This is a genomic window from Pseudalkalibacillus sp. SCS-8 (genome assembly GCF_040126055.1).
Lineage (GTDB): Bacteria > Bacillota > Bacilli > Bacillales > Fictibacillaceae > Pseudalkalibacillus > Pseudalkalibacillus nanhaiensis.
The window spans coordinates 3453268-3479486 of the sequence record NZ_CP143541.1; the positions used below are offsets into that span (position 1 = coordinate 3453268).

Genomic DNA, 26219 nt, shown 5'->3' on the forward strand with positions numbered 1-26219 from the left:
ACTTAGTTGTATTCATAAAATCCTTTGCCTGTCTTCTTACCTAGCCAGCCTGCCTTCACGTATTTACGCAATAGCGGACACGGTCGGTATTTGTCATCCCCGAACCCTTCATGCAAGGTCTCCATGATATAGAGACACGTATCAAGTCCGATGAAATCTGCCAATGTCAAAGGCCCCATCGGGTGATTCATTCCGAGCTTCATGACTTCATCGATCGCTTCCGGTTCTGCGACTCCTTCATACACGGTATAGATCGCTTCGTTGATCATTGGCATCAACACACGGTTGGAAACGAAACCTGGAAAGTCGTTTACTTCGACCGGCGTCTTGCTGAGTGTTTTTGTCGTATCTTCAATCACTTTGTAAATTTCATCTGTCGTCGCAAGTCCTCGGATGATTTCAACAAGCTTCATGACGGGTACCGGATTCATGAAGTGCATGCCGATTACTCTTTCGGGACGATTTGTTGCTGCCGCGATTTCCGTAATCGGTAACGAAGACGTGTTTGTTGCAAGAATCGCATGCTCTGGCGCGATGTCATCCAAATGAGTGAATAGCTTGCATTTCACTTCAAGGTTTTCGACGACCGCCTCTACGACAAGATCGACATCGGATGCGTTGTTCAAATCGGTTGATGTCGTCAAACGGGAAAGAACCGCATCTGCTTGTTCCCTCGTCATCCGTTCCTTCTCAACTTGACGGTTCATGTTTTTTGAAATGTATTCCATGCCCTTCTGCACAAACTCTTCCTTCAAGTCATGTAAAATGACGTTGTATTCAGACTGTGCAAAAACCTGTGCAATTCCTGAGCCCATCTGCCCTGCTCCGACGACCATTACGTTTTTGATTTGCATGTATAAGAACCTCCTTGGTTTATTGCTTTTCCACTTCGATCATGATTGCGTCACCTTGACCTCCACCGCTACAGATCGCCGCGATACCGACACCGCCTCCACGACGCTTCAGCTCGTGGATCAATGTAATGATGATACGAGAACCACTTGCCCCAATCGGGTGGCCAAGTGCTACCGCACCGCCGTTCACATTCACTTTTTCAGCATCCAGATCAGCAATTTGTGAGCTTGCAAGCGCGACAGCCGCAAAAGCTTCATTCACTTCAAAAAGGTCGATTTCCGCTAATGATTTTCCGGTTTTCTTAAGTAGTTCATTAATGACGACACCTGGTGTTTCCGGGAAGTTTTCAGGCTCTAAAGCAATGGCTGTATGACCTAGAATCGTTGCCATCACTTGTTTTCCATCCTTTTTCGCACGTTCTTCGGACATAAGGACAAGTGCGCCCGCTCCATCGTTGACACCAGGGGCATTCCCAGCTGTTATCGTTCCATCGTGGTCGAATACCGGTCTCAATTTACCGAGTGCGTCAGCAGTCGTATCCTTACGAGGCGCTTCGTCTGCCTCGACAACTACCGGATCTCCTTTACGCTGAGGAACCTCAACTGAAACGATTTCCTCAGAAAGTTTTCCGGATTCCATTGCCGCTACCGCTCGCTGGTGACTGCGGTATGCCCATTCATCCTGCTGCTCACGCGTAAGGTTGAACTTTCTTGCTGTTTCGTTTCCGTAGTTCCCCATATGCACACCTTTAAAGGAACAGGTAAGTCCATCTGAAACCATCGAATCGACGACCTTGCCGTCTCCCATACGGAAGCCCCAGCGTGCTTTCGGCATCATGTAAGGTGCATTACTCATGGACTCCATTCCACCCGCGACAACCACTTCTTCATCTCCAGCACGGATGATCTGGTCAGCCATCGTTACACTGCGCATACCGGATGCACATACTTTGTTGACCGTTTCAGTTTTCACTTCCCAAGGGATACCGGCATGATTAGCAGCCTGGCGTGAAGGGATTTGCCCTTGACCTGCTTGCAGGACACATCCCATGATGACTTCGTCTACATCTTTCGCTGAAATACCTGCACGGACAAGCGCTTCTTTAATTGCTGTCCCTCCAAGCTGTGAAGCTGTCAACGAACTAAGTGCACCACCAAATTTTCCAAACGGCGTACGGACACCACTGACAATTACGGTCTTCCCCATTTGCTAACTCCTCCTTTAAATTGGTGAATCGCATAAGCATAAGCTTGATTTAAGATCGCTTTTTGCTACTACTTACAAAGGTTGAGGTGCTCATTTTGGCGTTTCTCGCTTTTCAGCACCTCATTGCTCTCCTTTGAGGTGCTCATTCCGGCGTTTCTCCTTTTTCAGCACCTCATTGCTCTCCTTTGAGGTGCTCATTTTGGCGTTTCTCGCTTTTCAGCACCTCATTGCTCTCCTTTGAGGTGTTCAATTCGGCGTTTGCCGCTTTTCAGCACCTCATTGCTCTCGGTTAAGGTGCTCATTCCTGCGTTTCTCCCTTTTCAGCACCTCATTCCCTCTCCAATGACATTGCGAGCGAACGCTCAATCGCCTACATAGAAAGAGATCAAGCTCGGGTAGTCACCGAGCTGATCTATGAGTGTGTTCTGCATGGATGTTATGTCTCGTTCAGCGCACAGGGCGCTTATGCTTTTCGTTTTCTTATTGCGCTACGCGTTGTTCTTCTGTTCCTAATACAGATTTTTCAAGGATTTCAACGACATCAAGTGTTTGTACGTTGTCTTCCACTTCTTTCGCCTTCGTACCGTCACTGAGCATGGTGAGGCAGTACGGGCATCCGCTTCCGATCATCGTCGGACTTACCTCAAGCGCTTGTTCAGTACGCGCAACATTCACGCGGTGACCAGCGTCTTCTTCCATCCACATCATTCCGCCCCCTGCTCCACAGCACATGCCGTTTTGACGGTTACGATTCATTTCGACAACTTTGACGCCCGGAATCGCTTTCAAAATGTCACGTGGCGGTTCATACACTTCGTTGTAGCGTCCGAGGTAGCAGGAGTCATGATACGTAATCGTTTCATCGACTTCATGCGACGGCTTCAAGCGGCCTTCACGGATCCAGTCCGCTAACAGCTCTGTATGGTGATAAACCTCAACGCCTTCAAGACCGAAGTCTGGATACTCATTTTTGAACGTGTTGTATGCGTGAGGGTCGATCGTAATGATTTTCTTCACATTGTGCTTCTCGAATAACTCGATATTTTTCGTCGCAATTTCCTGGAACAAGAACTCATTACCGATACGACGTGGTGTATCACCTGAGTTTTTCTCCTTGTTACCGAGGATCGCAAACGTGATACCAGCAGTGTTCATCATGCGTGCCAGTGACAACGCAATCTTTTGGCTTCGGTTGTCATAAGAGCCCATTGAACTTACCCAGAACAGGTACTCGAATTCTTCACCCGCTTTTTCGACTTCTTTTACAGTCGGGATGTGGACATCGTCGTGTCCGTCGCGCCAGTCTTCACGTTCCTTACGGCTCAGCCCCCAAGGATTACCTTGACGTTCAATATTCTGGATAGCGCGCTGACCATCAGCATCCATCTTTCCTTCTGTCAGAACGAGATAACGACGCATGTCGATAATCTTGTCGACGTGTTCATTCATGACCGGACATTGATCTTCACAGTTCCGGCATGTTGTACACGCCCAGATTTCTTCTTCCGTAATGACATCGCCAATGAGGTCGATCGTATATTCGAATCCACGGTTTTCTTCCTCTACAGCAGCAGCCGTTTCGTCACGGCCAAATCCTTGTGCTGCTAACTGGTTTCCGTTTGTATCACTGAATGCTACAGCCGGTACCCAAGGTGTACGGGATGTAATTGCTGCACCTTTTTCCGTCAAGTGGTCACGGATTTTGATGATCAAGTCCATCGGTGACAGCATCTTTCCAGTACCAGTAGCTGGACACACATTTGTACAACGTCCACATTCGACACAAGCGTAAAGATCGACGAGCTGCTTCTGATTGAAGTCCTCAACTTTTCCGACACCGAAAGTTTCCTGTGTCTCATCTTCAAAATCAATTGAAGCAAGTCTTCCAACCTTGTGCGTGCGCCCCAGGAAGACGTTGATCGGTCCAGCAATCAAGTGGGCGTGCTTGGATTGTGGTACGTAGACCAAGAACGTAAGCAGGATCAACAAGTGAACCCACCAGGAAACGTAGAAAAGGACGGCAGCGCCGGTTTTCCCGACCCATCCGAATAAAAAGGCGATTGCACTTGCGACTGGAGCCATCCCGCTCAATTCAAGATCATGCCAGATGATTTCCATTCCGTTCCCGAATAGGACGGAAAGCATCAAACCGCCGATGAACAAAAGGACAAGTCCTGCTTTAAATCCGCGCTTCAAACGGACAAGCTTCTCAATATAACGGCGATAAAAAGCCCAAATGACGGCTACCAGGATCATCAATGTGACAAGCTCCTGGAACAGGGTGAATCCTGGATAAAGCGGTCCAAGTGGTAGATGTGCTCCAGGCGAAAGACCTTTCACGATCATATCGATCGCACCGAATTGGACCATGATGAATCCATAGAACATCATGACGTGGATGATTCCACTCTTTTTATCCTTCAGTAGCTTCTTCTGCCCGAAAACGTTGACGAGGATGGATTGGAAACGTTCCTTCATCGTATTGTCGAACTCGGCTTTTTTGCCGAGCTTGATGTACTCGTAACGTGTTTTAACAACGTATGCGAATAAATAAATTCCGTAAGCGGTTACAAAAATGAATGCAAGCCAGTTGATGATCAATAATGTGTTCATTAATCGTCTGCCCCCCTCAGTTTTTCATGCAGTTCAATTTGCGGAAGAATTTCACTTGGACTTCAATTCTGAATGAAACTAATTTTCTGACATTATTATAGCATACTTTTTAATGAATGAGCATTCAGTCGATGATTTTTTTGGAAAATATTCCGTTACCGTGGGTGAGTCATTTTTCCTAATCTTGATAGGAGTGACTTGAATTGGGAATAGTAAGAGGACTACACGTATTGGAGCGGTTTGAATGAACGTGCTGATCATACTCGCAATCATGACTGTCATCATTATCGTTTGGGCGTCCGTCGACTATATGCTGGGCCGAAAAAAACACCTGACAGCTACGAACAAATTGAAGCTTGACCCAGAAAATGGCCAGTGGTCCTTTTACTCAGAAGGAACTAAATTTTTCAAGCAATATTTTGAGGACTTGAAATCTGCCGAGTCGTTCATTTATGTGCAATTTTATATTGTACGAAACGATCCGCTTGGAAAGGAAATGTTTCAAATACTGAAGAAAAAGGCCTCTGATGGCGTAACCGTCTTTTTCGTCGTTGATGCGCTCGGCAGTCACAAGCTTCCTAAATCGGTCATTGAAAGCCTAGAAGAATCAGGGGTCAATGTGCTTGTCATCGAACGACCTAAATTTCCATACCTATTCTATTCCTTCAACAGACGGAATCACCGGAAAATTTCAGTCATTGACGGGGATTTTGCCTATATCGGAGGCTTCAATGTAGGAGAAGAATACCTCGGAAAGGATCCGAAATTAGGTCATTGGCGTGATTACCACTTAAGGCTTTCAGGTTCGGTTGTAAAACAGTTCTACGCTCTGATTGATTGGGAATTGAAGCAATCGACTGCTCAGACCTTTCATTTCGAATTCCCCCCTGTCGAGGAAAAGGGTAAGGAGAAGTTTACATTATTTGCGACCAACGGCGAGCATATGGAGAGCTTTTTCTTGTCAAAAATCAATGAAGCGAAGGAATCGATTTTCATCGGGACCCCCTATTTCATCCCTGGACGAAAAATCGTACAGGCCTTGAAAACAGCGTGCCAGAACGGTATTAAAGTGAAGATCCTCATCCCGATGAGAGCAGATCATCCCTTCGTAAAAGAAGCAGCCATCCCCTTTCTTTTGCCCCTCTTACACGCTGGAGCAGAGGTATACCGGTATTATCCAGGCTTCTATCACGCAAAGGTATTCATGATCGACAAATCCTTCTGTGATCTCGGAACGGCCAATTTTGACAAAAGAAGCTTCCATTTGAACAATGAAGTGAATTGCCTGTTTACATCCCAGGAGTTGATTGACACGGTCTTGAAAGTGGTTGATTTCGATTTACAGCAGTCTGAACAGCTGCAATTGCCTGATTTAACTAAACGATCACTCTTAGAAAGGACAAAAGGCCTTTTTGCAATAACCATTTCAAAATTTTTGTAGACATCAAAAAGATCATGGATCCCCCATCCTCCAACATGAATCCATGCCGTTTACAGAAGATTGCCATTACGTTACAATAGGATAAATGTTTCCTTAGTGCAAAAATAATGCAATTAACTAATAAAACGGCGCTCGGAAAAAAGGAGGAGGATATCATTTATGCTCAAGCTCTTGCATGAATCAATTCCATGGAGTAGTAAAATCAGCTTGCTGACATTCGGTTTAGCCATCATTTTCTCAATTGCTTCAACCCTTTTTCGCAGTGGATCCAGTCTTCTGGTCAGCTTATTCGTCGTCCTTTTGTTCATCTTGATCGGAATTATTGGAGATACGATCGGATTAGCAGCTGCAACATCGAAAGAGGTACACTTCCATGCAATGGCTTCCAAAAAAGTAAAAGGGGCGAAGGAAGCGGCATACATCTCGAAAAATGCTCCTGTATTTTCAAGTTTCTTCAATGATGTTGTCGGTGATATTGCAGGAATTGTCAGTGGAGCTGCTTCTACTGCTGTAGTTTTTCAGGCTGCGAAAATAATCAATACAACGCAAGGTTCTTTTTTGTTTATTGTGATTACTGTTTTACTTACCAGTGTCATTGCGGCATTAACCGTCGGAGGAAAAGCCATTTGTAAAACCATAGCCATTTACCAATCAACCAACATCATCATTTTTACGGGAAAATGCATCTATTACTGTAAACCAGTGATAAGAATGTTCATGTTTCAGCGACCTACTAAGAAAGCTTATTCCAGCTATGATAAAACCCATAATGTAATCGCAAAAGATCTATAGAGTAAAAGGGGTTACTTTTTACATAGCTGACACAAAAAACAAACGACAGCCCGAGGCTGTCGTTTGTGATTTATGCGGAAATTTTCGATTGGTTCGGTACATACTTCGGTACAGACCCTTTGACGACGACCGTACCCGCTACTACGTCGTGAAGACTCTTGCGATCGGTCCGTAATACCATCATTCCGCAGCTTAAGAGCAGCAGACCTCCGAAAGAAATGACATAGAAGAACGGAACAACGGCGTAACGTAAAAACATGCAAAAATAACCCGGCGGATTTCCTTTGCGCATTTCAATGCGGATACCAGCCATCCACTTCCCGATCGTATATCCTCTCGTTATGACCGGAATGACCAACCAATAAATCGCCTCAAGCAAAATCGTAATCCAGTCTCCTCGCCAATTCCCTACAACGAGGAAGCTGATGACACTGAGTGGAGCTGTGATGACAAGGAGATCAACAATGACAGCAAGGATCCGCTGCCAAACTGATGCGTAAACATGAACATTCGGACGTTGATTATTCCTGACCTCGCCCAAGAGCCTCTCCTCCTAAACAATAGCTTGTATAAAACTACTGTATGCACGAGCCGCTTCTTTTATTTCGTTGTTTTGTTCACACCATTCTGGATGAATGTATCCACGATTTGATTGAACACATGCCACTCTCTGATCGGTACTTCATGGAAAGCATGTCGGACAATTGCAATCCGTGAATTGTGCACCAACGTTTCATAATCCTTCACATGAACCTTGATATGCTTTGCATTCTGCCCATAAATGACTAAAGTCGGTGGTTGGATGGAAGGTAGAAGGTGATAGCAGGAGTATGTGTAGGAAGCGTCATAGAAGTCATACCAATTCTGCGTATTTGTTCTACTTACGGTTTTCCACAGCCTGTCCCGATCTTCCTGCTTGATTCCGTGACTTGTGGTAAGAATTTTTCCAAGCAGATGAGGCGAGTGCTTAAGTATCTTCATACCGAGCAGGAATTCAGCCTTCAGGAAAGGATTGACCACACGCGGGAAGCCTCCGCTTAAGATTAGACCAGCCGTACGTTCGGGATACGTCAGCGCAAATTCCTGAGCGACCGAACCACCTGCCGAATAACCACAAATGACAGCTTTGTCGATATCAAGTGCATCGAGGACAGCGAGAAGCTCCTCAGACAAAAGCTTGATGGTCACAGGTTCATCGATCCCCTCGCTGTCCCCATGGCCGCACATATCGTACCGGATCACCCTGTAATGCTCCGTTAAATGATCCTGATAATGAAAGACTTCTTTCCCGAGGCCTGGTGGATGCAGGAATATGACCGGCATCCCTTCTCCTTTATCGCTGATACTCAGTTGACGGTTATGTACATGCACCATGTCCAAATAGGGTGCCTCCTTAAGTGTTCATGATATAAGGCAATACTGAGATGACAAATTTATACCCAAGATAGATTCCAACGATTCCGAGAATTCCCGAAAGAGCTGGTGGTGCAGGAATCGGAAGCTTAAAGAGCGCGAACACGACTCCGACGATGAATCCAGATAAAATTGATAACACTGCAATTTTCATAGTTGTTTTCCTCCATTTATTTCAGATTGGCTCATTGAAATGCCTTTTATTTGTCTCCATTTAGCGGTTTTTGCATTTTCAGGGTTGAAACACCCTTTATTTACCCTCATTTTGGAGTTTTTGCGTTTTCAGGGCATTGAAACACCGCTTCTTTACCCTTATTTTGCGGTTTTTGCGTTTTCAGGGCATTGAAACACCTTTTCTTTACCCTCATTTTGCGGTTTTTGCGTTTTCAGGGCATTGAAACACCTTTTCTTTACCCTCATTCTGCGGTTTTTGCGTTTTCAGGGCATTGAAACACCTTTTCTTTACCCTCATTTTGCGGTTTTCGCATTTTCAGAGCATTGAAACACCTTTTCTTCCCTCATTTTGCGGTTTTCGCATTTTCAGGGCATTGAAACACCACTTCACGTTCCCCATTCCCTAAATCTACAAAAGTTCAATGCAAAAAAACAATGCTCTCTGCACTAGTATGACAGAGAGCATTTAAAAATATGTTCCGATTACATTTTTTCAGGAGCGGAAACCCCGATGAGTTTCGTTCCGTTCTTCAATGTTTGCTGGACAGCTTTCATCAATGCATATCGTGCCTTGCTTTGTTCAGGATGCTCGTCGTCAAGGACGCGCTCTGCGTTGTAAAAGCTGTGGAGAGCTGATGCTAGCTCAAACAGATAATTCGTCATCCGATGCGTCGACAGGGTCAACGCTGCGTCGGCTACCGCTTCAGGGAATTCTCCCAGCTTTTTCAACAGATCGTATTCTTTTTCAGATTTGATATAGGATAGATCGACATCTTCCTCGATCGAATAGCCTTTCTCTTCCCCTTGACGGAGCATGCTGCATACGCGGGCATGCGCATATTGGATGTAGTAGACCGGATTTTCATTGGAACGGGAGACTGCAAGATCCATGTCGAAATCCAGATGAGAGTCTGAGCTTCGCATTGCGAAGAAGTACCGCATCGCATCAACGCCGACTTCATCCATCAAATCGCGGAGTGTGACGGCTTTCCCCGTACGCTTACTCATCTTCACCTTTTCACCGTTTTGGAAAAGGCTGACGAGCTGGATGATTTGGATCTCCAACTGATCGCGCTCATACCCCATCGCTTCGACGGCCGCTTTCATACGTGGGATGTATCCATGATGGTCCGCTCCCCAAATGTTGATCAAGGTTTCGAAGCCACGCTGGAACTTGTCAAAATGGTACGCAATATCCGGTGTCAAATACGTGTACGTCCCATCATTTTTGATTAGAACACGATCCTTGTCATCACCGAAATCAGTCGTTCTAAACCATGTGGCGCCATCTTTTTCGTAAGTGACTCCTTTTTCGTGAAGCATCTCTAACGCTCGATCGATTTTCCCTGATGTATAAAGAGAGGTCTCTGAGAACCATTCATCAAAGTCAACACGGAACGCTGCGAGATCCTTCTTGATTTTTTCAAGCTCTTTCTCTAGACCGTATTCACGGAAAAAGTTCAGTCGTTCCTCCTGGTTATAGGAAACGTACTTGTCCCCATCCTTCTCCACCACTTCTTGGGCGAAGCCGATGATGTCTTTACCATAATAGCCATCCTCCGGCATTTCTGCTTCTTTCCCTAAGGCTTGGAGATAACGGGCTTCTAGAGATAACGCGAGGTTATGGATCTGATTTCCGGCATCATTGATGTAGTATTCTCGAGAAACGTCGAAACCAGCTTTTTCGAGTAGATTGCATAATGTATCACCGACAGCTGCACCTCGAGCATGACCGAGATGGAGGCTTCCTGTCGGGTTCGCTGAGACAAACTCGATCTGGATCTTCTTCTGTTTCCCAACATCTGAGGAACCATAATCATCACCTTCCTCAATGATGGCAGGAATCAATTGAGTCAGATACTGGTTATCAAAATAGAAATTGATGAATCCTGGTCCAGCTACTTCGATCTTATCAATTGAAGCCTTGGAACGATCGAAATGGGCGACCATTTCATCAGCAATTTGACGAGGTGCTTTTTTCGCAATACGAGCAAGCTGCATTGCCATATTCGTCGCAAAGTCCCCATGGTCTTTGTTCTTCGGAAGCTCAAGGATCACTTCTGGAATTTCTTCTTTTGAAGCGAGCCCAGCTTTGACGACGGATTCTACAATTTCATCTTTCAATCGTTCTTTTACCTGTTCAACGATATTCATAATTCTTCCCCTCTCAGCGTGATTGCCAATTCGTGATACCCCGCCTCTTCTCCCTGGAAAAGGACGCGATAGTTTAATGTAAGATGGCCTTCTTGCTCCAATTCGTGCCATTCAAAGTCAATGGAATCTGTCTTCGTTGCAATTTGGATCGGACCATAAGGACTTTCATACGTTCCTTCTTTTAAGCCCCCAGGCGTGAACCGTTGTTTCATCGAAACGGCTCCGCTCCTAATAATTGTAATATCTTCATCTTTGATTTTTATCGTCGTATTCACATTGTCGTTTTCATTCAGGACTTCATCGTAACGGAGGTACACAGCGTCCGACTTCCTGTAGAGCGTTCCATCAGAAGATAGCTTTGTTTCTTCTTCTTCACCTGAATCGGTCACTTTCGTATGTAGCATTACTTTTACAGGGATTGGTGTCGCGTCCACTCTGCTCACTTCCTTCACTATCATTAACTTACACATTATATAAAAAAAGCGGTGCCTGTTTCAAGGTGCACCACTGTATTGAGAGTCGGGAATATTTTCTAACGCTGTGATAAAGGGAGCAATACATCCACTGTCGTGCCTTTTTTGACCGTACTTGAAAAATGCATCGATCCTTGATGATCCTTGATGATTTTGAAGCTTACCATCAATCCGAGCCCCGTTCCTTTCTCCTTCGTCGTATAGAACGGCTCGCCTAGTCTAGAAAGGCGATCCTTCGGAATGCCTGGTCCTTCATCCACGATCCTGATAAGAAGATTATTTTTCTCTGCCTTTTTACAGGTGACTGTTATTGTACCTCCATTCGGCATCACTTCAATCGCATTTTTAATCAGGTTGATGAAGACTTGCTTCAATTGGTTTTCTTCACAATTGATCATTTCTGAACCTGCCTCCAGATCCATGTTGAACTGGATATTGTGAAGGTTGGCTTGACCTTCTAACAATTTAAGGACATGCGTGATCAGGTTACCGATTTTTTTCTTTTGGAAGCAGATGCTTTGCGGTTTTGCCAGTACGAGCAGCTCACTGATGATTTGCTCGATCCGGTCTAGTTCGGATAGGACGATCTGATAATACAGTTCTTTCTCAGGAACACCGTTTTCAAGCATCTGGATGAAGCCCTTGATTGAGGTGAGTGGATTCCGGATTTCATGCGCGACTGCCGCTGCCAACTCGCCGACAACCGTCAGTTTTTCGGACCTGCGCAAAAGCTCCTCAGACCGCTTTTCGTCGGTGATGTCCCTTAGAATTCCATACATACCGATGATCTCATTTTCTACGATCATCGGGAAGCCTATAACTCGAACAATAATGGTGTCTCCATTTTTCCGCTTCATCCGTTTCTCGAATTCTATTGTTTCCCCGCTGAAAATGCTTTCGTATTTCTTAATAACTTGTTCTTGATCTTCTTTCAGAAGGAACTCGGAGTAATGCCTTCCGATCTGCTCCGCTTCTGTATAGCCGGTTATTCTAATGATAGCCGGATTTATGCTTGTTAATTCACCCTTCAAGTTGATGGAATAAATCCCATCAGGGTTATGCAGGAATAAGGAGCGATACTGTCTTTCACTTCTTTGTAACGATCGTTTTGCTTGATTCTTTTCTGTGACATCCCGGAAGACGGCAAGGACATAGGTATTTCCATTCTCCTTGATTGGAATCGATTTCCCTTCCATTTCAAGGACAACGCCATCCGGACGGACGACTTTCATCGGGAACAACTGCTCCATTCGGATGCCTTGCTTAACTTTTTGAATACGTAGATGGGAGTCATTACGATCATCAGAATGGATGAATTCATCGATCGGGCGGCCGATTAGATCGCCTTTATCCTTCACGCCCACTAATTGAGCAGCCACATCGTTCACATAAATGATCCGCTCAGAGTCATGCAAGCATACCGGATCAGGTGAATGTTCCACAAGCTGTCTGTATCGTTGTTCAGATTCGAACAACGCCTCCTGTGTTCTTCGCAAATCGGAATTGTTCCTGGCGATGCAATAGGCACCAGCTAGCTGACAATCAATATATAGTGGTAAATGGGTAAAGAGGAATTCACTTACCCCTCCATCACTTGCTTTCATCAGGACGTCAAACGTTTTGATGTCCCCCTCTTGAATCGAGCGAAGACAGTCATCGATTTGCTTTTGATCTGCCTCAACGAATTCCATAAAGGTACTTCCGAGTAATGCTTGACGATTAGAATGAAGAGTTTGCATCGCCGCATCATTCACGTCACGAATTGTTCCGTCCAAATCAATAAGGAAGATCGGAAAATCATGTCGGTTATCAATTGGTGGAAATGCTATTTTTTCTCGGTCTGTTTCCGTTACTGCTTCTTCACATGAACATTGGCGTACCAAGTAATCGACCTTCCCCTGTCCCCCGAAAAAAGAAAGCTCGACTTTCTTAAATGTCCCATCCAATCGTTGAAGCTCAGCATTATATGGTTTTCCATCAATCATTTTTTCCCGTCGCAACGCAGGAAAGAGTTGATTGATGGTAAGTTCTTCAGCTTGCCCTTCCCCCAACCAATCCATTAGCGTCTGATTGGCACAGAGTATAGTTCCATCATAGTCTGTTCGTATAAAGCCATCAGACAGCTGGTCAAGTAAAGCTTGATTCATTTCATATGAGGTGGTGGATGTCTTCTGCACAAAACCGTCCCCTTTTTACATCTATTACCTATAAAATTAGACTTTTATCGTCAATATCCTTCTTTCGTAGCAGGTGGTTAAGGAATTAGAGGTCTGGACGTATTTCTTGACAATAGGGATGGTGAATCTAGGTTGATTTTGTAGTTATTCACGACACTCCTGCGGGAAAAGCGAGCCAGGCGAGACCCCACAAGGAGCAATTAAGGATCTTCGACTAACATCCACCACTTCCTGTGGTAAACGTCGAAGTCAGTACATCCTGTACAAGGGAGGAGGCTCGCGGTTCGCCCGCGGAAAGGGAGTGAATGTCGAAAAAATCAACAACAACTAATAAAAAAGGGTGAACCCCGATACTGTCCTATCAGACAACAAGGGTCACCCTCTTCTTTTCTTATTTCACCCAACCAAGGAGCATTTCGCGAATGAATTTGCTTGCAGCAATCGGTGTTTGCTCAGAGTGATCATAGATCGGTGCAACCTCGACAAGATCCGCTCCAATCACATTCACGTCCGACTTCGCAATCAAGACAATCGCTTCAAGCAGCTCTTTTGATGTGATGCCGCCTGCTTCCGCTGTACCCGTTCCTGGAGCATGAGCAGGGTCAAGGACATCAATATCAATCGTTACGTATACATTCCGTCCTGCAAGCTTCGGCAAGACTTCCTTCAACGGTTCTGCTACGTCAAACTTCGCCATATACATGCCAGAGTCTTTTGCATATTGGAACTCTTCCTTCATTCCTGAACGGATGCCGAATGAATAGACATTCTCAGGTCCGATCAACTCACACGCTTTACGGATCGGTGTCGAATGGGAGAGCGGTTCGCCTTCGTATTCTTCACGCAGGTCCGCATGTGCATCAATATGGATGATCGCAAAATCATCATACTTCTTATGAAGCGCTTTGAACACTGGCCATGATACGAGGTGTTCGCCTCCGATTCCGAGCGGGAATTTTCCGGCATCGAGAATCTTTCCGACGTAGTCCTCGATCATGTCGATGCTGTTTTGCGGATTCCCGAACGGAAGCGGGATATCTCCTGCATCGTAAAATTTCACTTCTTCAAGCTCGCGGTCCATGTAAGGGCTGTACTCTTCCAATCCAAGAGAGACCTCACGGATTTTAGCAGGACCGAATCGTGAACCAGGACGGAAGCTGACCGTCCAGTCCATCGGCATGCCATAGATGACGACCTGGCTATCTTCAAGGTCGGGATGACTTTTGATGAACACATTACCTGAATACGCTTCTTCAAATCGCATGTTAGGCCTCCTACTCGACTAAATCACGCACGAACTTAGGCAACGCGAATGCAGCTGTGTGTAATTCCTTCGTATAGTACTTCGTATCAATTTCATGGAAACGGTCTTCTTCGACCTTCAATGGATCATGCTTTTTCGAGCCGATCGTGAACGTCCACAAACCGCTCGGGTAAGTCGGGATATTTGCTGTATAAAGTCGCGTTACAGGGAAAATCTCTTTTACGTCACGGTTCACTTGGGAAATGAGGTCCGCTTTGAACCAAGGGTTGTCCGTTTGAGCGACGAAAATGCCGTCTTCCTTCAATGCCTTGGAGATCCCTTCGTAAAAGCCACGTTCAAATAGCTTTGCAGCTGGACCTACAGGCTCAGTGGAATCTACCATGATAACGTCATACTCATTCTCACTTTTTGCAATGTGCATGAATCCATCATCCACTTGAACATCAACACGTGGGTCGTCCAGGTCTCCTGCAATTTCAGGCAAGTATTTTTTCGAATACTCGATCACTTTCCCGTCAATTTCGACCAGCACTGCTTTTTCAACGGATGGGTGCTTCAATACTTCACGGATGACGCCTCCATCTCCACCACCGACTACAAGTACGTGCTTCGGGTTCGGGTGTGTAAAGAGCGGGACGTGCGCGACCATTTCATGATAGACGAATTCGTCCTTTTGCGTTGTCATGACCATGCCATCGAGAACAAGCATGTTCCCGAATTCTTCCGTTTCAATCATATCCAAGCGTTGGAAATCGGTTTGCTCTGTATGTAGCGTCCGCTTGATTTTCGCTGTAATTCCAAAGCGTTCCGTCTGCTTTTCCGTATACCATAATTCCATGATTCATCACCTCATCATATATTCCATCAATCTTATTTTGAATTGTATCATAGCTCATCTGTTCATCTCGAACGTTACTATTCTTTTCCCGTTCCTTTCAAATCGAACAAGAAAAGTATACTTTATACCACACGTTTTGCAAGAAAAATTTATTTCCAGAATGCAAGGATTGTCAGGTCTTAGGATTCTATGTCAGTGAGGTTTAGAAAGCTGTCCTCCCTCCCATACTAGTAATAGAAAAGGAAAGGGGGGACCCGCTATGGAAATCATCAAAATTGACCGCTTGAAGAAAAACTGGAAATGGGCCTGGCTATGGATTCGTACGTTGATCCTTTTATCCATACCGGTCGTTGTAATCGGTTGCGCCTTTTTCATTTATATCCATGTGCTCGGTCCTCCACCATTAAAGGTTCCACAAACGACGGTATTTTATGGAGCAGACGGGACGATCATCGGGGAACATGAGCCCCTTGGTCAAAACCGATTCTGGGTCAAGCTTGAGGATGTTTCTCCTGCGCTGATTGAAGCGACCATTGCTGTTGAAGATCGTAAATTTTACAATCACCATGGTTTCGACCTCAGACGGATTGCAGCTGCCCTTCTAGCTGACATAAAAGCTGGTGCGAAGGTCCAAGGGGCGAGTACGATCACCCAGCAATATTCTCGGAATCTATTTCTTGCTCCTGATAAAACGTGGGAGCGGAAGTTGAAGGAAGCTTTTTATGCAGTAAGGATTGAAGCGAATTATACCAAGGAAGAGATTTTGCAAGGATACTTGAATACGATCTATTACGGTCATGGAAATTACGGAGTCGAAGCGGCTTCTCAATATTATTTCGGAAAATCGGCCAAAGCACTCAATCTTGCAGAAGCAAGTCTTCTTGCAGGAATACCGAAGGGGCCTTCCTATTACAGCCCACTGAAGAACATGGAAAATGCTAGGGTGCGGCAACAAATCGTATTGGACTCGATGGTTGCCACAGGAAAAATATCAGAAACACAGGCGTTGAAGGCTTATCAGACGCCTATTGAAATCATCGGAAAAGCAAGCTTGCCAGAAGAAAAAGCGTCCTACTTCCAGGATGAAGTGGAGTACCTTTTGAAAAACAGAGTAGGTCTTGATCCAGAGGAAGTCGCACTTGGCGGCTATCACGTCTACACGACGCTCGATACCGAGCTTCAGAAAAAAGCCGATCATTGGGTGGAGAAGACGATACCTGATATTTCGACTATCCAGGTCGGCATGGTCGCCCTTGACCCGAGAAGCGGGGACGTGAAAGCGATGGTCGGGGGTCGGTCTTATGAAGAGAGCACCTATAACCGGGCAACCCAGGCAAGACGTGCACCTGGATCGACCTTCAAGCCGTTCCTCTATTACGCAGCTCTGAAAAAGGGATATACCCCTTCCAGCCTGTTGCGAAGTGAGCCGACGACGTTTTATGAAGGGGAAGAAAACCAGTATACCCCTGAAAATTTCGGAAACTATTATGCAAACGAAGAGATCACGTTAGCTCAAGCGATGGCGGTGTCGGATAACGTGTATGCTGTGAAGACGAACATCTTCATCGGAACGGACCAGCTCGTCAAAACAGCCAAGGATTTCGGAATCAAGAGCGAGTTGGCTCCAATCCCTTCCCTTGCTCTCGGAACGAAGCCTGTTGGTGTCCTCGAGATGGTTTCCGCTTACAGTGTTTTTGCGAATAAAGGCGTAAGGAGCGAGCCCCGTTTTATTAAGAAAATCGTCGATTACAAGGGCGATGTCGTCTATGAACAAGAGGTCGTCAAGAAGCGTGTCATCGATCCAGAATACGCCTATGTAATGACGGACCTTTTACGAGGGGTATTTGATCAGCGGCTTAACGATTACACACGGGTGACAGGAGCGTCCATAAGCGGTCTGATTAATCGACCCACAGCAGGAAAGACGGGTTCCACAAACTATGACAACTGGATCATCGGGTATACTCCACAACTCGTGACAGGCGTCTGGACAGGCTATGATAAAGGAAAAACGTTGCATGAATTCAATGATGTGTTGTACTCAAAAAATATTTGGGGACATTTCATGAAGGATGCATTGGCGGATCGCCCTATCGTACAGTTCCGGAAGCCCAAAGGAGTCGTCGGGGTCTATATCAATCCGGATAGTGGATTGCTCTCGAACAAAAATTGCCCTGAAAAACGTCTTTCGTATTATATCGCTGGTACAGAGCCGACAGAGTATTGTGAAGGGAAAGCGCCTGTGAAGGAGAAGAAGCGAACAGCTCCAGATCAACGTGAGCAGCCTGGTATTTTCAAACGGATCTGGCATTGGTTATCGAATTAGGAGAGCGTTTAACGTGAAATGACAAATCCATAAATGAAAAAGGGACTGGCCTCGTTTAGAAGCCAATCCCTTTTTCTGTCCTAGTAAATATGTGTGTAAAGATTACTTTTTATTTTACTTCATTTTGTGACAATCGGACAGACATTTCACATTTTGTTCAAAAAAAGATTCAAAGATAAAACCATGGATCTAGTTGAGGGCATTCTTCACATCTTCTGATGCACGATTCCAGAATTCCTCATTATGATCAATCAAGAACTTTTTCAGTAAAGCCTTGGATTTGTCATCCATGTGATCTGCGACAACCCGCTTCTTCAATGCCTTATCCATGTTATTCACATGCTCAGGCATACTTTTATACCCTCTTCTTGCCTCTGCATCAACTTGCAGCTCACATGCTCCCAATCCAGCGTAATAAGGTCCCTCACTGGAGCTGTCGACCATGACCCAGACAAGCCAATAGAGCTTTGAATTCGGTGCATCTTCACGGTTTGCCGTAAATTTGATGCGCTTTTCAACCGAACTACGCGCATGAAGAGCACCCATGTCGATGAACACTTCTTCATCTGTTGGGTCGACAAAGATCGGTGTGAGGTTATTCAAGTTGATCGTACCGACACCATAGCCTCCGTGACCATCCGTCGAGTCTCCGCTTAATATCGTAAAGCCTTGCGTTTTCTTCTGTTTCTTTTCACTGTTCCCTTTATTGTTATCGTTATTAAAGAGATCCTTCATCCGTAAAACCTCCTCATTAAACATCAACGTCTCCATATAACATATGGTTTTATCTTATCATACAAACGAAAACTTATGAATGATTGCGAATTCACCCTTGCACATGTGCGGAAAAACGAATATTATAATGGATGGTTATTAATATTGTTCGTTTTTTGGGGGTTATTCTGATGTTAACGAAATTTTTCAAGCTTCGAGAAAACCAAACGAGTGTCAAAACCGAAATTATCGCGGGTGTGACGACCTTCTTGACGATGGTCTATATTGTTGTCGTCAACCCTGGTATTTTGAGTGAAGCCGGAGCACCATTCGATGCAGTCTTCATGGCGACGATTATCGCAACCATCGTCGGAACGTTATGGATGGGGCTGTTTGCGAATTATCCGATTGCTATTGCGCCCGGCATGGGTTTGAATGCGTATTTTGCTTATTCTGTTGTTGGCGGTATGGAGATTTCCTACGAAGTGGCATTCGGTGCCGTGTTCATTTCAGGGATTTTATTTGTCATCCTCTCTTTGACGCCATTCCGTAAAAAGCTGATTGAAGCAATTCCATCCAACCTGAAGCACGGCATTACGGCAGGTATCGGATTGTTCATTGCTTTCATCGGACTGCGTCTGACCGGTCTAGTCGTTTCTCACCCTGTTAACCTTGTTGCCCTTGGAGATCTTCATTCTCCGACAGTGCTTTTGACGTTATTCGGACTAGCTGTGACGTTGATCTTGATGGCCTTGAATGTTCATGGTGCTCTTTTCTTCGGCATGGTCGGCACAGGTGTGGTCGCGTATTTTACCGGCCATTTGTCGTTTGAGAAAGTCGTTGCGCTTCCATCGATGCCGGATGCATTCATCTTTGGTAGCCCGATTACAGCGATTACGGATATGTTCCAATACGGCCTATACGCTGCTGTGTTCTCCTTCCTTCTTGTTACGATTTTCGATACGACCGGAACAATGATCGGGGTTGCAGAACAGGCAGGATTGATGAAGGGGAAAACAATGCCTCGCGCACGTCAAGCACTATTGGCTGATTCGGTCGCCACATCAGTCGGTGCTGTTTTCGGAACAAGTCCGACGAGTGCATATATCGAGTCCTCTTCCGGTGTTGCAGCTGGAGGACGGACAGGTTTGACGAATATGGTCGTCGCTTTCTTGTTCCTTATCGCCATGTTTTTCGCCCCACTTGTCGGTGCAATTTCCGGGCTCGCGGCGATCACTGCCCCGACCTTAATCATCGTCGGAAGCTTCATGCTATCAAGCCTCGCTAAGATCGATTGGAATACTTTCGATGAAGCGTTCCCAGCATTCTTAATCATACTGACGATGCCTTTAACATCAAGTATTGCGACGGGAATTGCTCTTGGATTCATATCTTACCCGTTATTGAAAGTCGTACGCGGAAAATGGCGTGAGGTTCATCCGCTCGTCATGCTGTTCGCCGTTTTATTCTTCATCCAACTCGCATTTGTACCACACTAAATAATCACAAACCGCCTATAAAAAATAGGCGGTTTTTTTATGCCATTCGGCTCATCCATGTCAATATGATTTCAATTGGACGGACTAAGGAACTCTTTTTCTTTATAAACCTTCATCTTCCCTTCATAGGTGCTTAAAAAAACACCTCTATTATGAGGGTTGAAGGATTGAAAAAAGAAGGAGATGAGAAGATTGGTTCAATCAAAATTCAGACGCCTCGGCATGTTACTTTTCTCTTTATCCCTGGTGATGCTATTCGTCACGATTCCATCTGTACAAGCAAACTCTGAGGAAGAGGATGATCAGGACGATGGTGTTGAGGTCGTCGCTCACCGAGGAGCAGCAGGATATGCGCCCGAAAACACGATAGCAGCTTTCGAAAAGGCTGTTGATATGGACTCGGATTATATCGAACTCGATGTACAGATGAGTAAAGACGGTCAACTCGTTGTCATCCATGATACGACAGTGGATCGGACAACAGACGGAACCGGAAAAGTGGGAGACCTTACATATGACGCATTACGCGAGCTAGATGCCGGAAGCTGGTTTGCACCTGAATTCAAGGGTGAGCACCTGCCGACGTTGGGTGAAGTTTTGGATGAATTCCGCGGCAAAACGAAATTCTTGATCGAATTGAAAGCCCCTTCTCTCTACCCTGGAATAGAAGAAAAAGTAGCAAAAGCACTTGAAGCAAGAGATATGGATGATCCTGAAGACGATTCCGTCATCGTCCAGTCCTTTGATTTCAACTCCATGAAGATGTTCAATGAATTGAATGATGACGTACCGGTGGGTGTCCTTACTTGGAAGTCGGAGGACCTTACACCTGAAGCGTTAGAAGCTTTCACTGAGTACGCAGATTACGTCAATCCGAGTAAAAGCAAGGTGGATCGCGAGCTTGTCAACCAGATCCATGACCTTGATATGGGTATCATGCCTTGGACCGTACGTGCGCAGGAAGATGTGCAGCCCTTAATGGATGCAGGTGTGGACGGAATCATCACGGATTACCCGGATTACGTTCCCGAGCAATCTGAAGAGGACGAGGATTAAACGTGAAATGGTACGATTTAAGAAAGGGACTGTCGCCTATGACAGTCCCTTTTTGCTTTTATGAATCATTGGGCAGGTAGTCTTGAAACTTCAGCTTAGGTTTCTGGGCACTAGGCGGACAGCTTAAGTTATAGTTAAAGATCTTCTTATTAATTTCTTCAATGGATTTCCGAATGTTGTATTCATTCGAGTATCCAGCAAGTTCAGCCTTCCTCTTTTCGATCTCCTTATCCATCTGGATCCATGAAGGCAACACATTGTTGTCCTTCAAAATCTTATTCAACAGCCGATCTGGATTATAACTCAAGTCCCCATCCAGCTTTTGCGGCTTTCCCTTCCCTTTCAGATGCTCGAAGGCACCTTCCTTCTCCGACCGCTTGATAATGTCTCCAATTAGATCCTGATAAACGATTCCATCCTCATTATCCTTACTTATGCCATTCACCCCTTTACGTTCCTCTCTTACTTATACTAATACGAGACCCAGCCATCCAAATCCCGCCTATAATTGGCAATTTCTTGACAGTGTCAGGCACTTTTTCAATCCCTTGCCGCTCTAGGCTTCTTTGGAAGTGCCTGACACCATCTCGCACCCCTTCTCCTGCAAGGCTTCTCCGGAAGTGCCTGACACCAACACTCAACTAAAGAAGGGCGGACACGACATTGTTTTGCAATGTGGTGTCCGCCCTTTTCCTTAGGATACGACTGTTTTTTGGGTTTTGAGATCTTCGATGTATTGGAACGCTTCCTCGATTTCCTCGGATGTGTATTTCTGTTTCTGTTTGACCTTCTGCACCTTTTCAATGATCTCGTCCTTTGAGAGATGATCGAAATATAAAATGGTCGAAATCAATTCCAAAATACGAGACGGCTGTTCATTCATAGAGTCGACACATGATTGAAGCGGCTCAAGATCCAAATCATAGTGCTTCAGAAACTGCTCACCCTGTTCGGTCAATGTATAACGATATTGATAATAGCCAGAAACCTTCTCTTTCGTTTCCTCGATGAAACCAAGGTTACATAATTCTTCGACACGTAACGTCAACTCTTCTGAGTATGGACCGTAAAAATGGAATTGGTACTTCTCGCAAAATGGAAACTCCAACTTCTTCGCAATATAGACCATCTTCTGAAGCTTCTTCCGACCTACTACTTCCCTCGCATAATTGAACAATGCTATCAACCGCGCATGATGCTCAAGCACGACGAATCCCCTCCTATAATTCTAATATCTCACTTATTTTTCTCTTTATCTCTTTGTCCTCGACCTGACTGATCAGATCAGCTGGATAATATAGCTTATGATCTGTACGTTTTTTCCCTGAAATCGCTTCAACAACGGTAGATTCACGAGATAATTCACGATATTCATTTTTTCTCGTAAGAAGATGGATTGGTAAACGCTCTTCTTCCTCTCCCGGACGGTAGAAGTCATACGGTAAATCAGATGAAGAATCCACGATCAAGTAATAATCCGGATCGATACCCGCTTTGACAAACAACGTGTACAGCTTATGCCAATCCTCCATGTGAACATTTGGATTGAACTCCATGTACTTGAACAATCGTCTGTTCAAGAATCGCTCGCAAAGATCTCGTAATATCTCATCCTCTTCCTCTTGCCATGCCTGGAAGTAATATTGGATGATGCCCTCGTCCAACTTGATATAATCCTCCAGATCCACCTTTTCGTTGAAAAGGGAGATGAAATGAAGCGGCTCAAGCTTGAAGGTATACCCTTCGTCATATAATGACTTCGCTCGATTCAAGATCTTGGATAAAATCACTTCCGCACTTCGTGTAACCGGGTGGAAATAAACCTGCCAGTACATCTGGTAGCGGCTCATTATGTAATCTTCAACTGCATGCATTCCACTTTGCTTGATGACGACCTGGTCCTCTTTTGGCCGCATGACTCTTAAAATTCGCTCGATGTCGAACTGACCGTAGCTAACACCTGTGAAATAGGCATCTCGTAAAAGATAATCCATTCGATCAGCATCAATTTGACTCGAAATCATACTCACAACCAGCTTATTTTCATAGGTTTTCGCGATAACCTCTGAAACCTTCCTCGGAAAATCGTCATCAACCCGTTTTAAAACCGCATTGACTTCGGTATCACCAAGAATGATTGCTTGAGTGAAATCTTCGTGATCCAAATTGAACACTTTTTCGAACGAATGGGAATAGGGACCATGACCGACATCATGGAGGAGTGCTGCCGATAGGCATAAGATCCGTTCGTCATCATCCCAATGTGGTCGATCTTTGAAAATCTCCGTAATCCGGCGGACAATCTCATAAACACCTAATGAGTGGCTGAACCGGCTATGTTCTGCACCATGAAACGTCAAGTATGTTGTCCCCAGCTGCCGAATCCTTCTTAACCGCTGGAACTCCTTTGTTCCGATCAGGTCCCAAATAATCCGATCACGTACGTGTATGTACCTGTGGACGGGATCTTTGAATACTTTTTCTTCATCTAATTGCTGCTTCATATAGTTCATCGGCCGGTCCGTTCCCCTTTCTCTAGCAAATCCAGAGCGTTCTTCCTTTGTATTAATACCCTGTCGTCAGAGTGATTATGTTTTTGATTCGACAATAGTTAATTATATATTCTTCAAAAGAAGAAGAAAACCTCTTGAAATATTTTGCCCAGACTTTCCATCACGTCAGCAGAGGCTTTTACAGCTGAAAAAATTTTTTAGAGTGTAAGTTAGAGTATTTTTTCCACAAAAAAAGAACCGGCTCATCATGAGCCGGTTCTTCCTTTATTTCATATTAGATATCCATTTCTGCTTTTTGATCGACAGACGCGCCGTGCTTTTCTTCTGACTTCGTTACAATGACGGCACAAGATGCGTCACCTGTAATATTGACGGCTGTACGTGTCATGTCAAGCAAGCGGTCTACACCAAGTACCAATCCAATCGCTTCGACTGGAAGTCCAACTTGATTGAGGACCATTGCAAGCATAATCAGACCAACACCAGGCACCCCTGCGGTACCAATACTTGCAAGTACTGCTGTTAAGACAACTGTTATAAGGTCTGCCATAGATAGATCAACCGCATAAACCTGTGCGATGAAGACTGTGGCAACACCCTGCATGATCGCTGTACCGTCCATATTGATTGTTGCTCCGAGCGGCTGCACGAAGCTTGAAATCTGCTTCGGTACTTTCAAGTTTTCCTGTGCCGTCTTCATGGAGACAGGCAACGTTCCACTACTACTGGACGTACTGAACGCGACAGACATAGCCGGTGCGAACGCTTTAAAGAATGATAACGGATTCATCTTTCCTAAAGTTGAAACCGCTGTTCCATACGTAATGACTGCATGCAAGAGTAATGCAAGCAATACCGTTCCGAAATAGAGACCCATCGCTTGCAGTGCATCCAAGCCGAAGTTACCGATAGCTGATGCAATCAGAGCGAATGCACCATATGGCGCTAGGATCATAACGATGTTGACGAGATACATGAGGATCTCGTTACCTTCCTCAAGCAACTTTCGTACGGCTTTCGTTTTCTCTCCCAAAACGGCTACCGCAAAACCAACAAAGATTGCAAAAGCGATAATTTGAAGCATTTCACCTTGAGCCATTGCATCAACCGGGTTCGTCGGAATGATGTTCAAGATCGTATCCACAACAGGTGGTGCTTCTGATGAACCTTCAAAATTAGCATTTTCAGTATCAAATCCACCGCCAGCTCCAGGCTGGATGATTGAAGCCAGTCCAAGTGCAATCGTCAAAGCGATTGTGGTCGTAATAAGGAAGTACCCAATCGTCTTTCCACCAATTCGTCCAAGCTTCTTCGGATCACCAATTCCTGCTGCACCAAGTGCAATGGAAAAGAATACGATTGGTACGACAAGCATCTTGATTAGGTTCAAGAACAGCTTCCCGACCGGGCTAAGAACAAATTTATCAATTGGGTCGAACGCCCCAGGTGCAAATACATTAAGTAAGAGACCAACAATGATACCTAATACTAAACCAATGATAATCTTTACGCTTAACTTCATCTTTCTCCCCCTATCTTTTCGTCTTTGATTTGGTCTGACAAGTTTTTATCCAAGCATTATTTTCTAACTATTTTGTTAAGATGTCAAATGTCAATATAAAACATTTCGCATCTTTATACACATTTCACCACGCTGAAGCACTGATATGTAAGCGTTTGTTAAATTATTACTTTCTAGAAAATAACAAAAATTCCTCTATAAATTTATGCATTTTTTATACATTTCGCATTAATTCTATGTCGTACTATTTTCACGAGGTTTACGCCCTTTTTACAGGACATGCTATAATAATAAGGTTGATGCTATTAAAGGAGTTTCAAGTATGAAGGAGAACGAAAAGCTTAGACAATTATTAGCCCAGCCGAAGTGGCGGATCATTGATCAAACGACTCTCGGAGGAGCCTTCCATGCCCTGCAATCGTTCGCAATGGATGATACGCTCTGCAGTTCGATCGGCTCAGAAGATTCCCCGCCGACTGTCCGTGCTTGGGTCCATCATAAAACGATCGTACTCGGGATCCAGGATACCCGTCTCCCTGCTCTAAACGAAGGGATAAAGCACCTTGAAGATCAAGGCTATGAGGTCATCGTGCGGAATTCAGGCGGCCTTGCAGTCGTGTTGGATGAAGGCGTCCTGAACCTTTCCCTCGTCCTTTCAGAAAAAGAGAACAAAATTGAGATTGATCAAGGGTATGATGCCATGGTGTACATGATGGAACGTATTCTTGAACCATACGGACTTACATTTGAAGCAAAAGAAATCAGCGCTTCCTATTGTCCTGGAAAATATGATTTAAGTATCGATGGGAAGAAATTTGCAGGTATTTCCCAACGGCGCTTGCGAGGTGGAATTGCGGTGCAAATCTACTTATGTGTAACAGGATCTGGAGGGGAACGTGCTAAGTTGATCCGGGACTTTTACAAGAAAGCGAAGAGCGACGAATCACCGAAGTTCAGTTATCCGACCGTCGATCCGGATGTGATGGCTTCTTTATCAGAGCTGGCAGGAAAACCGATTTCTGTCTCGGACTTGATGAAGGATGTCCTCTTATTTTTGAAAGATCAAGATGCAGACCTGCTATCCTCTCAATTGTCGATTACAGAAATCAACCAATATGATTACTATTTGCAAAGGGTCGTTGACCGAAATAAAAAAGCACTGGAGCAATAACGCCAGTGCTTTTTCTTA

The 26219-nt window shown here is 44.9% G+C and carries 22 protein-coding genes; 6 read left to right on the plus strand and 16 right to left on the minus strand.

The annotated features are described in order from the left end of the window. Positions 1–2: 2 nt before the first annotated feature. From V1497_RS17830 to V1497_RS17840, 3 genes are all read right to left on the minus strand, one after another. Positions 3–854 (minus strand): 3-hydroxybutyryl-CoA dehydrogenase, encoded by an 852-nt coding sequence (locus V1497_RS17830; protein ID WP_349408856.1) that lies wholly within the window; start codon positions 852–854, stop codon positions 3–5. A 19-nt stretch (positions 855–873) separates the two neighbouring features. Further along, positions 874–2061: an acetyl-CoA C-acetyltransferase gene (locus V1497_RS17835; RefSeq protein ID WP_349408857.1), complete on the minus strand. Its 1188-nt coding sequence runs from the start codon at positions 2059–2061 to the stop codon at positions 874–876. Between the two features lie 480 nt (positions 2062–2541). Beyond that, positions 2542–4674, minus strand: coding sequence for a (Fe-S)-binding protein (locus tag V1497_RS17840; protein WP_349408858.1), 2133 nt, complete (start codon positions 4672–4674; stop codon positions 2542–2544). 244 nt (positions 4675–4918) lie between these two features. Here V1497_RS17840 and cls point away from each other — a divergent pair, with 244 nt between their 5' ends. Together cls and V1497_RS17850 are read left to right on the plus strand one after the other, a co-directional pair. Continuing rightward, complete coding sequence (cls, locus tag V1497_RS17845; RefSeq protein WP_349408859.1) at positions 4919–6115, plus strand: cardiolipin synthase; 1197 nt, start codon at positions 4919–4921, stop codon at positions 6113–6115. Positions 6116–6274: 159 nt separating this feature from the next. Further along, positions 6275–6907, plus strand: coding sequence for a hypothetical protein (locus tag V1497_RS17850; RefSeq protein ID WP_349408860.1), 633 nt, complete (start codon positions 6275–6277; stop codon positions 6905–6907). Positions 6908–6977: 70 nt separating this feature from the next. Here V1497_RS17850 and V1497_RS17855 read toward each other — a convergent pair whose 3' ends face one another. The 8 genes from V1497_RS17855 to speE form a co-directional block, all read right to left on the minus strand. After that, positions 6978–7448, minus strand: coding sequence for an RDD family protein (locus V1497_RS17855; protein ID WP_349408861.1), 471 nt, complete (start codon positions 7446–7448; stop codon positions 6978–6980). Between the two features lie 59 nt (positions 7449–7507). Then, positions 7508–8281, minus strand: a complete 774-nt coding sequence (locus V1497_RS17860) for an alpha/beta hydrolase (protein WP_349410875.1) — start codon at positions 8279–8281, stop codon at positions 7508–7510. A gap of 19 nt (positions 8282–8300) precedes the next feature. Then, positions 8301–8474: a XapX domain-containing protein gene (locus V1497_RS17865; protein WP_349408862.1), complete on the minus strand. Its 174-nt coding sequence runs from the start codon at positions 8472–8474 to the stop codon at positions 8301–8303. A 503-nt stretch (positions 8475–8977) separates the two neighbouring features. Next, positions 8978–10648, minus strand: a complete 1671-nt coding sequence (gene argS / locus V1497_RS17870) for an arginine--tRNA ligase (RefSeq protein ID WP_349408863.1) — start codon at positions 10646–10648, stop codon at positions 8978–8980. After that, positions 10645–11082: a DUF1934 domain-containing protein gene (locus V1497_RS17875; protein WP_349408864.1), complete on the minus strand. Its 438-nt coding sequence runs from the start codon at positions 11080–11082 to the stop codon at positions 10645–10647. Before V1497_RS17875 ends, argS begins: the two co-directional genes overlap by 4 nt. 98 nt (positions 11083–11180) lie before the next feature. After that, entirely contained in the window at positions 11181–13298 is a 2118-nt protein-coding gene (locus V1497_RS17880; RefSeq protein ID WP_349408865.1) for a PAS domain S-box protein, read from the minus strand. A 391-nt stretch (positions 13299–13689) separates the two neighbouring features. Further along, positions 13690–14562: an agmatinase gene (gene speB, locus V1497_RS17885; protein WP_349408866.1), complete on the minus strand. Its 873-nt coding sequence runs from the start codon at positions 14560–14562 to the stop codon at positions 13690–13692. Positions 14563–14572: 10 nt separating this feature from the next. Further along, on the minus strand, positions 14573–15400 hold the full coding sequence (gene speE, locus V1497_RS17890; RefSeq protein WP_349408867.1) for a polyamine aminopropyltransferase: 828 nt from the start codon (positions 15398–15400) through the stop codon (positions 14573–14575). A gap of 259 nt (positions 15401–15659) precedes the next feature. Between speE and V1497_RS17895 the strand changes: the two genes are divergently transcribed. After that, positions 15660–17726, plus strand: coding sequence for a PBP1A family penicillin-binding protein (locus tag V1497_RS17895; RefSeq protein WP_349408868.1), 2067 nt, complete (start codon positions 15660–15662; stop codon positions 17724–17726). A 189-nt stretch (positions 17727–17915) separates the two neighbouring features. On the opposite strand, the gene V1497_RS17900 is transcribed toward V1497_RS17895, so the two are convergent. Then, on the minus strand, positions 17916–18461 hold the full coding sequence (locus V1497_RS17900; protein WP_349408869.1) for a YwhD family protein: 546 nt from the start codon (positions 18459–18461) through the stop codon (positions 17916–17918). A 170-nt stretch (positions 18462–18631) separates the two neighbouring features. Between V1497_RS17900 and V1497_RS17905 the strand changes: the two genes are divergently transcribed. Together V1497_RS17905 and V1497_RS17910 are read left to right on the plus strand one after the other, a co-directional pair. Further along, entirely contained in the window at positions 18632–19939 is a 1308-nt protein-coding gene (locus V1497_RS17905; protein ID WP_349408870.1) for an NCS2 family permease, read from the plus strand. A gap of 192 nt (positions 19940–20131) precedes the next feature. Next, positions 20132–20995 carry a glycerophosphodiester phosphodiesterase gene (locus V1497_RS17910; protein ID WP_349408871.1) on the plus strand — a complete coding sequence of 288 codons (864 nt, stop codon included), beginning with the start codon at positions 20132–20134 and terminating at the stop codon, positions 20993–20995. A 58-nt stretch (positions 20996–21053) separates the two neighbouring features. Here V1497_RS17910 and V1497_RS17915 read toward each other — a convergent pair whose 3' ends face one another. From V1497_RS17915 to V1497_RS17930, 4 genes are all read right to left on the minus strand, one after another. Beyond that, positions 21054–21440 carry a DUF1992 domain-containing protein gene (locus V1497_RS17915; RefSeq protein WP_349408872.1) on the minus strand — a complete coding sequence of 129 codons (387 nt, stop codon included), beginning with the start codon at positions 21438–21440 and terminating at the stop codon, positions 21054–21056. 249 nt (positions 21441–21689) lie between these two features. Beyond that, positions 21690–22202 carry a YwgA family protein gene (locus tag V1497_RS17920; protein ID WP_349408873.1) on the minus strand — a complete coding sequence of 171 codons (513 nt, stop codon included), beginning with the start codon at positions 22200–22202 and terminating at the stop codon, positions 21690–21692. A gap of 13 nt (positions 22203–22215) precedes the next feature. Continuing rightward, positions 22216–23508, minus strand: a complete 1293-nt coding sequence (locus V1497_RS17925) for an HD domain-containing protein (RefSeq protein ID WP_349408874.1) — start codon at positions 23506–23508, stop codon at positions 22216–22218. Between the two features lie 274 nt (positions 23509–23782). Then, positions 23783–25030, minus strand: a complete 1248-nt coding sequence (locus tag V1497_RS17930; RefSeq protein WP_349408875.1) for a dicarboxylate/amino acid:cation symporter — start codon at positions 25028–25030, stop codon at positions 23783–23785. A gap of 322 nt (positions 25031–25352) precedes the next feature. Between V1497_RS17930 and V1497_RS17935 the strand changes: the two genes are divergently transcribed. Further along, positions 25353–26201, plus strand: coding sequence for a lipoate--protein ligase family protein (locus tag V1497_RS17935; RefSeq protein WP_349408876.1), 849 nt, complete (start codon positions 25353–25355; stop codon positions 26199–26201). The last annotated feature ends 18 nt before the right edge of the window (positions 26202–26219 follow it).